Here is an 11,517-nt window from a genome sequence, read left to right on the forward strand (position 1 = left end):
CTTTCCCTACTCCTCGCTCCTCCGATCTCCGGGCCGCGCCACGGGCGGAGCGGCGTCCGGCGGCCGGGCGTCCGCCGGTTCGTCCAGGACGGTGGCGAGGAGCAGCGGACCGCCCGCCTCACGGACCCGGAGGCGAATCCGCACCCGACCACTTCGACACCTGTAACTACTGGTATGTACAGTACGTCTATGAGCACCTCGGAACGACTGATCGAGTCCACCCGTGAGCTGCTGTGGGAGCGCGGTTACGTGGGCACCAGCCCGAAGGCGATCCTGGAGCGCTCGGGCGCCGGGCAGGGCAGCATGTACCACCACTTCAAGGGCAAGCCGGACCTCGCCCTGGCCGCGATCCGGCGCACCGCCGAGGAGATGCGGGCCGCCGCCGGCAGGGTGCTGGACGGTCCCGGGACCCCCTACCAGCGCATCGAAGCGTACCTGCGGCGCGAGCGGGACGTGCTGCGCGGCTGCCCGGTCGGCCGGCTGACCATGGACCCGGACGTCGTGGCCAGCGACGACCTGCGCGCTCCCGTCGACGAGACCCTCGACTGGCTGCGCGAACGCATCGCCGGGATCGTCGAGGAGGGCAAGGAACAGGGCGAGTTCGCGCCGGCCCTGGACGGCGAGGAGATCGCGTCGGCCGTCGTCGCCACCCTCCAGGGCGGCTACGTCCTCGCCCGTGCCTCCGGCTCCCCCGCCGCCTTCGACGCCGCTGTGCGGGGGCTGCTGTCCCTGCTCGCGCCCCGCGGCCACCGCGCCGCGTGAGGGAGTGCCGCGCACTTTTCCGACCCCTCGCGCGGTCGCCGAGACCGCCGGGGACGGCACGCCCCTCGCCCGGGGCAGCCGAGTTCCGGCGGCGACGCCACGACGCCTGAGGAGGCACCCGGTGCACGCGATGCAGTACGAGATCACCCTGCCCGCCGGCTACGACATGGGCGCCATCCGGGACCGGGTGGCCCGCCGCGGGCATCTGCTGGACGACTTCGAGGGCCTCGGGGTGAAGGCGTATCTGATGCGCGAGCGCGGGAGGGACGGCTCGCCGGTCAACCAGTACGCGCCGTTCTATCTGTGGCGCACCGTGGAGGGGATGAACTCCTTCCTGTGGGGCGGTGGTTTCCAGGGGCTCAGCGACGACTTCGGGCGGCCGCCGGCCCGGCAGTGGAGCGGCCTGGCGTACGAGGAGGGCAGCTCTGCCGCGGCTCCCGCGCGGGTCGCGGTCCGGCGGCGGGAGCGGGTGCCGGACGGGATGCCCGCGGCCGAGGCCGCGGCGGACGCGGCCTCCCGGGCCGGGCGGCTGGCGGCACGGGACGGTGCCGTGCTCGCGGCGGCGGCCGTGGACACCGGCCGCTGGGAGACGGTGCTGTTCTCCCTCTGGGCCGGTGACGCGCCCACGGCGGCCGGAGGCGACGTCTTCCCCGTCCTGCGCGTCTCGGCACCCGGCCGGGACCGGCTGCCGCGGGGACGCCAGTGGTGAGCGCGGTCCGTACGGTGCTCAGCGACGTGGTCAGAAGGCCCCCACCTCTTCAAGCATCCGGCACGCGTGTGGCCAACGTCCCGGGACAGCACACCTAGCCGAGCACGGCCAGCGGGTCGTCCAGCACCGGCTGCCAGGCCAGTTCGGCGGCGCCGACCAGGCTGTTGTGGTCGAGCGTGCAGGGCAGGATCGGCACTCCCCCGCTCTGCCCCCACAGGCTGCGGTCGGCGACGACCGCGCGCAGCCGGTCCGGGTCGGCGCCGAGAAGGGTGCGGTGCAGTCCGCCGAGGATGATCCGGTCCGGGTTGAGGATGTTGACCAGGCCGGCCAGCCCGAGGCCGAGCCGGTCGATGAGGGCCTCGGTCGCGGTGCGGACGGCGGGGTCGGCGTAGTCGCCGCGGATCAGGTCGTTGGCCTGCTGAAGCAGCGACACCTCGGGGCCCGGCTCGCGTCCGGCGGCGGTGAGGAAGGCCAGCGGATCGGCCTCCACGTCCAGACAGCCCCGGCTGCCGCAGTGGCAGGGGCGGCCCTCGGGGTTGACGGTGAGGTGCCCGACCTCCAGGGCGAGGCCGGAGCTGCCCCGGTGCAGGCGGCCGTCGAGGACGAGGGCGCCGCCGACGCCCCGGTGACCCGTGGCCACGCACAGCAGATGGCGCGCGCCCCGGCCGGCGCCGTGCCGGTGCTCGGCGAGCGCGGCGAGGTTGACGTCGTTCGCCGTGAACACGGGACCGTCGATACCGGCGGAGCGCACCTGCTCGGCGAAGATCTCCCGTACCGGCGCGCCCGCGGGCCAGGCCAGGTGGAGCGGGTTCAGCGCCAGCCCGGCCGGTTCGGCCACCGCGGAGGGCACGGCGAGCCCGGCGCCCACACAGCGCCGCCCGGTGGCGCGCAGCAGGCCGGCGCCCGCCTCGACGACGGAACCGAGCACCTTCGCGGGGTCCGCGTCGACCACCTCGCAGCCGGGCGCGGTGGCGACGATCCGGCCCCCGAGCCCGACCAGCGCGGCCCGGAAACCGTCGGCGTGGATCTGGGCGGCGAGGGCGACGGGCCCGTCCTCGGCGACCGCGAGCCGGTGCGAGGGACGCCCCTGCGAACCGGCCGCCGCGCCCGGCCGGGCGTCGACCCGGATCAGGCCGAGCGCCTCCAGTTCGGCGGCGACGGCACCGGCCGTCGCCCGGGTCACGCCGAGCTCGGCGGTGAGGACGGCACGGGTGGGCGCGCGACCGGTGTGCACCAGCTCCAGCGCGGGCCCGAGCGCTCCCCGGCCCCGGTCCAGCCGTGTCCTGGTCGCGCTCGCCGGGATGCTCCCTTCCCCCGTGCTCCGGGGGTCCGCCTTGCCGCTCATGAAGGCGAGTCTCCCATGATCCGCGGACCCGGTGTGCTACGCGCCGGCCGGGAATCCGCTGACCCGGAGCGTGATGTTCAGCCGCCCGGCCAGCCGCAGTCCGGGGGGTGCCGTGCCCGCGCGCACCCGGGGGACGCCGTGGTACGCGAGCCGGGACGGTCCCCCGAACACGAACAGGTCGCCGCTGCGCAGCTCGACGTCGGTGTAGGGCCGGGTGCGGGTCTCGGTGTTGCCGAAGCGGAACACACAGGTGTCGCCGAGGCTCAGGGAGACCACCGGGGCGTGTGACGTCTCGTCGCCGTCGCGGTGCATGCCCATGCGGGCGTCGCCGTCGTAGAAGTTGATCAGCGCGATGTCGTAGGCCGCCGCTGCCGCCTCCTCCGGGCCGAGGGCGTCGGCCACCGCGCGGCGGCCCAGTTCGCCCAGCCAGGCGGGGAAGGGCTTCACCGGGGCGCCGTCGCCGTCGACGACGGTGCGGGCATAGCCGTACGGGTACCAGTGCCACCCGAGGCACACCTGCCGGGCCGTCATGGTGCCGCCGCCGGGGGTGCGCACGGTGCGCAGTCCCGCGGGCGGGCCGGCCCACTCCCGGCAGGCGTCCAGAAGCCTCCTCTGACGCGCGGCGTCCAGCCAGTCCGGCAGGTGCACCGCGCCGGGCGCGACCTCGGTCCGGGTCCGGGGGAACAGCTCGCCGTCCATGCCTCCCATCCTGCCCGAACGGGCCCGAGCCGCGGCTCGGCTAGCCTGGACGCACGATGAACGACCACAGCGACCGTAGTGACCGCATGCCGACGCCGTGGGGCGAGCGGGTGCTGACCCGGTTCCCCGAGGATGCGCGCGACAGGCTGCGCGCCTGGGACGCCTCCGACGAGTACCTCCTGCGCCACCTCGCCGAGCGGCAGCCGTCCCTGTCCGGCACGGTCGTGGTCGTCGGCGACCGCTGGGGCGCGCTGGTCACGGCGCTGGCCCGGCACCGGCCGGCGCAGATCACCGACTCCTGGCTCGGCCAGGAGGCGACCCGGGCCAACCTGGCGCGCAACGGCGTCGAGCCGGACGCGGTCCGGCTGCTCACCACGCGGGACGCGCCGCCGGAGCGGATCGACGTCCTGCTGGTGCGGGTGCCCAAGAGCCTGGCGCTGCTGGAGGACCAGTTGCTGCGGCTGGCTCCGGCGGTGCACGCGGGCACGCTCGTGGTCGGCGCGGGCATGGTCAAGGAGATCCACACCTCGACGCTGCGGCTGTTCGAACGGATCATCGGCCCGACCCGGACCTCGCTCGCGGAGAAGAAGGCCCGGCTGATCTTCTCCACACCGGACCCGGCCCTCGAACGGCCCGCCAATCCCTGGCCGCTCCGCTACACCCTGCCCGGCGGGATCGGGCCGGTCTCCGGCCGGACGGTGGTGAACCACGCGGGGGTCTTCTGCGCCGACCGGCTCGACATCGGCACCCGCTTCTTCCTCCAGCACCTGCCCGAGGCCCGCGGCCCCCGGAAGGCGGTGGACCTCGGATGTGGCAACGGTGTCGTCGGCACGGCGGTGGCGCTGGCCGGTCCGGGGGCCGAGGTGCTGTTCACCGACGAGTCGTTCCAGGCCGTGGCCTCGGCCGAGGCCACCTTCAAGGCGAACGGGGCGCCGGGGCGGGCGGAGTTCCGGGTCGGTGACGGGCTGTCCGGGGTGCCGGACGGCAGCGTCGACCTGGTGCTGAACAATCCGCCGTTCCACACCCACCAGGCGATGACCGACGCCACGGCGTGGCGGATGTTCAGCGGGGCGCGGCGCGCGCTGCGCCCCGGCGGCGAGCTGTGGGTGGTCGGCAACCGGCATCTGGGCTACCACGTCAAGCTGCGGCGCCTGTTCGGCAACAGCCGGGTGGTGGCCAGTGACCCGAAGTTCGTGGTGCTGAAGGCCGTCAGGCGGTAGGCCCGTCAGAGGGCGGGCCGCCGAGCGCGCGGACGATCTCCACGACCGTCCGGACCATGGCCTCCCGGCCCACCGTCAGATAGCCGCGCGAGTCGACGGCCTCGGGGCGGGCGGCGAGGTACTCCCGGATGGCGCCGGTCATGGCGATGTTCAGGGCGGTGCCGACGTTGACCTTGGTGATGCCGTGCGCGACGGCCGCGGCGAGTTCGCCGTCCGGGAGGCCGGAGGAGCCGTGCAGGACGAGCGGCACGTCCAGGGTGCCGGCCAGGCGTTTGACGAGGTCGTGGTCGAGGGTCGCGGTGCGTGTGGTCATCGCGTGCGCGCTGCCGACGGCGACCGCGAGGGCGTCCACCCCGGAGTCGGCGACGAAGGCGCGGGCCTCGGCGGGGTCGGTGCGGGCTCCGGGCGCGTGGGCGTCCAGCGGGGGTTGCCCGTTCTTGCCGCCCACCTGGCCCAGCTCGGCCTCGATCCACAGTCCCCGGGCGTGTGCCCAGTCGGCCGCCGCCCTGGTCGCGGCGAGGTTCTCGGCGTACGGCAGGCGGGAGGCGTCGTACATCACCGAGCTGAAACCGGCCTCCGGGGCCTGGCGCAGCAGGGTGTCGCTCTGGACGTGGTCCAGATGCAGGGCGACGGGCACGGCGGCGCGTTCGGCGGCGGCGACGGCGGCGCGGGCGAGGGGCAGCAGTCGCCCGTAGCGGTACTTCACCGCGTTCTCGCTGACCTGGAGGACGACAGGGGCGCCGGCGGTCTCGGCGCCGGCGACGACGGCTTCGACGTGCTCCAGGGTGATGATGTTGAAGGCGGCGACGGCACGGCGCGCGGCTGCGGCGCGGGTGACCAGGTCGCCGGTGGAGGCGAGGGGCACGGGCCTGTCCCTTTCCGGGGTTCGGGCTTCCTGGTCGTCAGGGCGCGAGGATCACCGAGCGGGTGAGGTGGCGCGGGCGGTCGGGGTCGAGGCCGCGGGCCGCCGCGACGGCGACGGCGAGCCGCTGGGCGCGGACCAGTTCGGCCAGCGGGTCGAGCTGGTCCTCGATCCACATGCCGCCGGTCTGCCGCACCTGACCGGCCAGGCCCTGGGGGGCTTCGCCCAGCATCCAGGTGGCCGTGCCGCGCGTGGTGACGCTGATGGGGCCGTGGCGGTACTCCATCGCCGGGTACGCCTCGGTCCAGGACAGGGATGCCTCGCGCATCTTCAGCGCGGCCTCGTTGGCCAGTCCGACCGTCCAGCCGCGTCCCAGGAAGGTGAACTGGGTGCACTCCACGAGCCCGGCGGGCAGCTCGGCCGCGAGGGCGGCCCGGGCGTCGGCGACGACGGCGTCGGTGTGCAGGCCGAAGTGGGCGCGGAGCAGGGTCAGCGCCGTGGTGGCGAAGCGGGTCTGCACCACGGACCGCTCGTCGGCGTAGTCCAGGACGACGACGTCGTCGGCGGCGGCCATGACGGGGGTGTCCGGGTCGGCGGTGACGGCGGTGGTGCGGGTACGGCCCCGCACCCGTCCCAGCAGGTGCAGGACTTCGGTGGTGGTGCCGGACCGGGTGAGGGCGACGATCCGGTCGTAGGCGCGGCCGGCGGGGAACTCGGAGGCGGCGAAGGCGTCGGTCTCGCCTTGGCCCGCGCCCTCGCGCAGCGCGGCGGCGGCCTGGGCCATGAAGTAGGAGGTGCCGCATCCGACGATCGCGACCCGCTCCCCGGGCGCCGGCAGCGCCGCCGCGTGCCGCGCCGCCTCGGACGCCGCGCGGGTCCAGCACTCGGGCTGGCCGGCCAGCTCTTGCGCGACATGGGTCATGCCGTACCCCTCCCCTGTAATGATTGTTGCTGCAACGTACAGCGGACTTTCGATCAGAATCAAGCATTTGGGGGGAGGCGGGGTGCGCTAGGGTCTCCAGGACGCACGGAGCATGGGGAACGGAGACGCGGATGTCGCGCGACGCCCGCTGGAAGGCGCTGCTGGAGCTGCTCGTCGAGCGCGGCCGGCTGGACGTCGAGGAGGCGGCGGCCGAGCTGGAGGTGTCGGCGGCGACGATCCGCCGCGACTTCGACCGGCTCGCCGAGCAGCAGATGCTCGTCCGCACCCGGGGCGGCGCGGTGGTGCACGGGGTGTCGTACGAACTGCCGCTGCGCTACAAGACGGCCCGCCGCGCCTCCGAGAAGCAGCGCATCGCCAAGGCGGTCGCCGCGCTCGTGGCGCCCGGCGAGGCGGTGGGGCTGACCGGCGGCACCACCACGACCGAAGTGGCCCGCGCCCTGGCCGAGCGTGGCGACCTCGCCTCCGGGACGCCCGCCCTGACCGTCGTCACCAACGCGCTCAACATCGCCAACGAGCTCGCCGTACGGCCCCAGTTCAAGATCGTGGTGACGGGCGGCGTCGCGCGAGCCCAGTCCTACGAGCTCATCGGGCCGCTGGCGGACGGGGTGCTGGGCCAGATCACGGTCGACGTGGCGGTGCTGGGGGTGGTCGCCTTCGACGTCGCGCACGGCGCCGCCGCCCATGACGAGGCGGAGGCCGCGATCAACCGGCTGCTGTGCGAGCGCGCCGGGCGGGTGGTGGTGGCCGCCGACTCCAGCAAGCTGGGCCGGCGGGCGTTCGCGCGGATCTGCGCGGCCGAGGCGGTGGACACGCTGGTGACGGACGCGGCGGCCGACGCGGAGACGGTGCGCCGGTTCGAGGAGGCCGGGATCGGCGTCGTGACGGCATGACGGCATGACGGCGGGGTCCCGGGGCGGTTTTCCCGTCCGGGGCCCCGGCACGGCGTTGGCTCGCGCCGCGGCCGTCAGCGCCCGTGGCCGTCGGAGTGCCCCTCGCCGGTGCCGGACGGCCGCTCCGCGGCGCCCGGCGCTCCCGCCCGGACCGTGAACGCCGCCGTGTGCACGCGCCCTTCGTGCCGGAAGTCCAGGAAGAGCCGGTAGGTCCCGGTGCTGGGCGCGGTGGCCGTGAAGGAGACGGCCGGGCCGGGCCTCGTCGCACCGTCGCCGGGCTCGCCCTCCGGGTGGACGTGGAGATAGGCGAGGTCTCCGGAGCGCAGGGCCACCAGATGGCCGTAGGCGCCGAGGTAGGGCTCCAGGTCGGTGACGGGCCTGCCGTCGCGGGAGACCCTCAGGGTCAGCCCGCTCGCCCGGCCGGGGCGCAGGGTGCCGGCCAGTTCGACCTCGTAGCCGCCGGCCCTGGCGGTGGCGGCCGGGGCGGGCAGCTCCCGCGGCTTGTAGCGGCCCGGGACGGCCAGGTCCGCGCCGAGGGTGAGGCCGCCGGCGCCCTCGCGCGCCGGGGTGAAGTCGGCGAAGACCCGGTAGCCGCCCGCCCGGGGCAGTTCGACGGGGGTGCTCCAGGTGCCGTCGGCGGCGCGTTCGGGGTGCACGTGGCGGTAGGTCGTCAGATCCCGTGAGACCAGGATCAGGTGGAGTTCCTCGCCGTGTTCGCGCCGGTAGGCGGTGACGGCGCGGTGGCCGGCGTCCCGGACGGTGAAGCGCAGGGTGGTGCGTTCGCCGGCGGGGACGCGCGGGGTGGCGAGATCGAGCGTGTAGCCGTTCTCGGAGATCTCCAGTCCGGCGGCCGGAGCGCTCGCGTGTGCCGTCTGTCCGCCGCCCTCCTCCGGCGCCGGCGAGGTCCGGCCGTGCGTGCCGTGGGCCGCGGGCGCGGCGTTCTCGACGACGGGGTCGATGCCCTTGCCCACGCCGTACGCGGTGCCGAACGCCGCGGCCAGCGCGGCGGCGAAGGCGGTGATCCTCACTCCGGTGTTCATGGCGGGGGTCTCCTTCCCAGAAATACGGCCTCCGTCCGGGGCGTGAGGCCTTCATGCAGCTCACCATACCCCCAGGGGGTACCAAGTCAACTGATGGCGAGACTTGCGCCCGGTACCCGGTGGGGGTATACATGGAGCCCGTTAGGCGGGTACCCCCTCCGGGTATCCGTACCGCATCCGCACAGCCTCCAGGAGGCCCGCATGTCCTCGTCCTGCTGCTCCCCCGACGGCCACTGCTCCACCGGTGCCACCGCCACCGCCACCGCGACGGCGGAGCCCGTCACCACGGCCTACGCCGTCTCCGGAATGAGCTGCGGCCACTGCAAGGCCACGCTCACCAAGGTGATCGGCGAGCTGGACGGCGTCACCGGTGTCGAGGTCGACGTCGCCGCCGGCCGGGTCACCGTCACCAGCGCCGCCGAGCCGGACGACGCCCTGATCGCCGAGGTCGTCGACGAGGCGGGCTACGAACTGACCGGCCGCGTCTGACCCCGCCGCACTCCCCCGCACGGCCGGGGCCCGGCGCCCCGGGTCCCGGCCGGTGCCCCGTACGACCCGTATGAGGAGCAGCCATGACCACCCGTACGACCGATGCCACAGCCGAGGTGGAGCTCGCCATCGGAGGCATGACCTGCGCCTCCTGCGCGGCACGCATCGAGAAGAAGCTCAACCGCATGGACGGCGTCACCGCCACCGTCAATTACGCGACGGAGAAGGCCAAGGTGAGCTACGGCGGCGAGGTGTCCGTCCGGGACCTCATCGCCACCGTGGAGGCGACCGGGTACACGGCGCGGGAGCCCGCACCGCCCGCCGAGGCCGCGCCCGCGGGCGGCGAGCCGGACGGCGAAGACGAGCTGCGGCCGCTGCGGCAGCGGCTGGTGACGGCCGTGGCGCTGGCCGTGCCCGTCATCGCGATGGCCATGGTCCCCGCCCTCCAGTTCGAGTACTGGCAGTGGCTGTCCCTGACCCTGGCGGCGCCCGTCGTGACGTACGCCGCCTGGCCCTTCCACCGGGCGGCGTTCACCAACGCGCGGCACGGCGCGGCCACCATGGACACGCTGATCTCGGTCGGCACGTCGGCCGCGTTCCTGTGGTCGCTGTGGGCCCTGTTCTTCGGGACCGCGGGCACGCCGGGCATGACCCACCCCTTCGAGCTGACCATCGCCCGCACCGACGGCGCCGGGAACATCTACCTGGAGGCCGCGGCCGGGGTGACCGCCTTCATCCTCGCCGGCCGTTACTTCGAGGCCCGTTCCAAGCGGAAGGCGGGCGCGGCGCTGCGGGCGCTGCTGGAGCTGGGCGCGAAGGACGTGACGCTGCTGGGGTCCGACGGCCGTGAACGGACCGTACCGGTGGCCGAGCTGAAGGCCGGCGACCGCTTCCTGGTGCGCCCCGGCGAGAAGATCGCGACCGACGGCGTGGTCGTCGAGGGGACGTCCGCCGTGGACGCGTCCATGCTGACCGGCGAGTCCGTGCCGGTGGAGGTCGCCGCCGGGGATCCGGTCACCGGCGCCACGGTCAACGCCGGCGGGCGGCTGGTGGTGGAGGCCACCCGGGTCGGGGCCGACACCCAGCTGGCCCGGATGGCCCGGATGGTGGAGGACGCGCAGAACGGCAAGGCCGCGGCGCAGCGGCTCGCGGACCGGATCTCGGCCGTCTTCGTGCCGGTGGTGATCGGCCTGGCGCTGGCCACGCTCGGCTTCTGGCTCGGCAACGGCGCGGGGGTCGCCGCCGCGTTCACCGCGGCCGTCGCGGTGCTGATCATCGCCTGCCCGTGCGCGCTGGGCCTGGCCACGCCGACCGCGCTCATGGTCGGCACCGGGCGCGGGGCGCAGCTCGGCATCCTCATCAAGGGCCCGGAGGTCCTGGAGTCCACGCGCCGCGTCGACACCGTCGTCCTGGACAAGACCGGCACCGTCACCACCGGCCGCATGACCCTGCTCGGCGTGCACACCGCGGACGGTGTCGACGAGTCGGACGTCCTGCGGCTGGCGGGCACGCTGGAGCACGCCTCCGAGCACCCGATCGCGCGGGCCGTCGCGGACGGGGCGCTGCGGAAGCTGGGCTCCCTGCCGGCGCCGGAGGACTTCGCGAACGTGCCCGGACTCGGTGTGCAGGGCGTCGTCGACGGCCACGCGGTGCTCGTGGGCCGGGAGCGGCTGCTGAAGGAGTGGGCCATGGAGCTGCCGGCCGGGCTGGCGCGGGTCAAGGACGCCGCGGAGGAGGCCGGGCGCACGGCGGTGACCGTCGCGTGGGACGGCGAGGCGCGGGCGGTCCTGGAGGTCGCCGACGCCGTGAAGGACACCAGCGCGGAGGCGATCCGGCGGCTGCGCGCCCTCGGTCTGACGCCGGTCCTGCTCACCGGTGACAACGAGGCGGTGGCCCGCTCGGTGGCCCGCGAGGTGGGCATCGCACCCGACGACGTGATCGCCGAGGTGCTGCCGCAGGACAAGGTCGACGTCGTCAAGCGGCTCCAGGGCGAGGGGCGCGCGGTGGCCATGGTCGGTGACGGCGTCAACGACGCGGCGGCGCTCGCCCAGGCGGACCTGGGGCTCGCGATGGGCACCGGCACGGACGCCGCGATCGAGGCGGGCGACCTGACCCTCGTACGAGGCGACCTGCGCTCGGCGGCGGACGCCATCCGGCTCGCCCGCCGCACGCTCGGCACCATCCGGTCCAACCTCTTCTGGGCCTTCGCCTACAACGTGGCCGCGCTGCCGCTCGCGGCGGCCGGCCTGCTCAATCCGATGATCGCCGGGGCGGCCATGGCCTTCTCCTCGGTCTTCGTGGTCGGCAACTCTCTGCGCCTGCGGTCCTTCCGGGCCGCGGACTGACCGCTACGCCGCCGTCCGCCCGGCGTCCGCCGTCACCCGGCGTCCGTGTCCCGGCCGCCGGGTGACGGCGCGTCACGGGCGGGTGCGGCGGGGGCGGCGGGCCCGGTCGGACGGACCGGTACGGCGGCGAGGCGTCCGCGGGCCGCTGGGCCAGGCGCCCCCGGCCGCCGCCCGGCGGCCCCGTCGCCCCCCCCCGGCCGCGCGGGGGGGGGC

The 11,517-nt window shown here is 75.1% G+C and carries 11 protein-coding genes; 6 read left to right on the plus strand and 5 right to left on the minus strand.

Annotation, left to right across the window (positions count from 1 at the left end; all coding sequences use genetic code 11):
* Positions 1–189 precede the first annotated feature (189 nt).
* Both AB0L74_RS34355 and AB0L74_RS34360 read left to right on the plus strand, forming a co-directional pair.
* Complete coding sequence (locus AB0L74_RS34355) at positions 190–762, plus strand: TetR/AcrR family transcriptional regulator (protein ID WP_365661390.1); 573 nt, start codon at positions 190–192, stop codon at positions 760–762.
* A 121-nt stretch (positions 763–883) separates the two neighbouring features.
* Entirely contained in the window at positions 884–1,471 is a 588-nt protein-coding gene (locus AB0L74_RS34360) for a DUF4865 family protein (protein ID WP_365661392.1), read from the plus strand.
* Between the two features lie 94 nt (positions 1,472–1,565).
* Here AB0L74_RS34360 and AB0L74_RS34365 read toward each other — a convergent pair whose 3' ends face one another.
* Together AB0L74_RS34365 and AB0L74_RS34370 are read right to left on the minus strand one after the other, a co-directional pair.
* Entirely contained in the window at positions 1,566–2,816 is a 1,251-nt protein-coding gene (locus AB0L74_RS34365; protein ID WP_365661395.1) for an ROK family protein, read from the minus strand.
* A 36-nt stretch (positions 2,817–2,852) separates the two neighbouring features.
* Positions 2,853–3,515, minus strand: coding sequence for an alpha-ketoglutarate-dependent dioxygenase AlkB (locus tag AB0L74_RS34370; protein ID WP_365661398.1), 663 nt, complete (start codon positions 3,513–3,515; stop codon positions 2,853–2,855).
* An 86-nt stretch (positions 3,516–3,601) separates the two neighbouring features.
* Between AB0L74_RS34370 and AB0L74_RS34375 the strand changes: the two genes are divergently transcribed.
* Positions 3,602–4,735 carry a methyltransferase gene (locus tag AB0L74_RS34375; RefSeq protein WP_365661418.1) on the plus strand — a complete coding sequence of 378 codons (1,134 nt, stop codon included), beginning with the start codon at positions 3,602–3,604 and terminating at the stop codon, positions 4,733–4,735.
* On the opposite strand, the gene AB0L74_RS34380 is transcribed toward AB0L74_RS34375, so the two are convergent.
* On the minus strand, positions 4,725–5,600 hold the full coding sequence (locus AB0L74_RS34380; RefSeq protein WP_365661401.1) for a class II fructose-bisphosphate aldolase: 876 nt from the start codon (positions 5,598–5,600) through the stop codon (positions 4,725–4,727). The genes AB0L74_RS34375 and AB0L74_RS34380 overlap by 11 nt on opposite strands.
* Positions 5,601–5,637: 37 nt before the next feature.
* Positions 5,638–6,519, minus strand: a complete 882-nt coding sequence (locus AB0L74_RS34385; protein WP_365661404.1) for a sugar isomerase — start codon at positions 6,517–6,519, stop codon at positions 5,638–5,640.
* A gap of 131 nt (positions 6,520–6,650) precedes the next feature.
* Here AB0L74_RS34385 and AB0L74_RS34390 point away from each other — a divergent pair, with 131 nt between their 5' ends.
* Positions 6,651–7,430 carry a DeoR/GlpR family DNA-binding transcription regulator gene (locus tag AB0L74_RS34390; protein ID WP_365661406.1) on the plus strand — a complete coding sequence of 260 codons (780 nt, stop codon included), beginning with the start codon at positions 6,651–6,653 and terminating at the stop codon, positions 7,428–7,430.
* Positions 7,431–7,504: 74 nt separating this feature from the next.
* Here the strand turns inward: AB0L74_RS34390 and AB0L74_RS34395 are convergent, their stop codons facing one another.
* A complete protein-coding gene (locus AB0L74_RS34395; RefSeq protein ID WP_365661409.1) occupies positions 7,505–8,470 on the minus strand; it encodes a hypothetical protein in 966 nt (321 codons plus the stop codon).
* A 201-nt stretch (positions 8,471–8,671) separates the two neighbouring features.
* Between AB0L74_RS34395 and AB0L74_RS34400 the strand changes: the two genes are divergently transcribed.
* Both AB0L74_RS34400 and AB0L74_RS34405 read left to right on the plus strand, forming a co-directional pair.
* A complete protein-coding gene (locus AB0L74_RS34400; protein WP_365661412.1) occupies positions 8,672–8,959 on the plus strand; it encodes a cation transporter in 288 nt (95 codons plus the stop codon).
* An 83-nt stretch (positions 8,960–9,042) separates the two neighbouring features.
* Positions 9,043–11,304, plus strand: a complete 2,262-nt coding sequence (locus AB0L74_RS34405) for a heavy metal translocating P-type ATPase (RefSeq protein WP_365661415.1) — start codon at positions 9,043–9,045, stop codon at positions 11,302–11,304.
* Positions 11,305–11,517: the final 213 nt, after the last annotated feature.

The sequence above is a fragment of the Streptomyces sp. NPDC052020 genome, assembly GCF_040680575.1.
Lineage (GTDB): Bacteria > Actinomycetota > Actinomycetes > Streptomycetales > Streptomycetaceae > Streptomyces.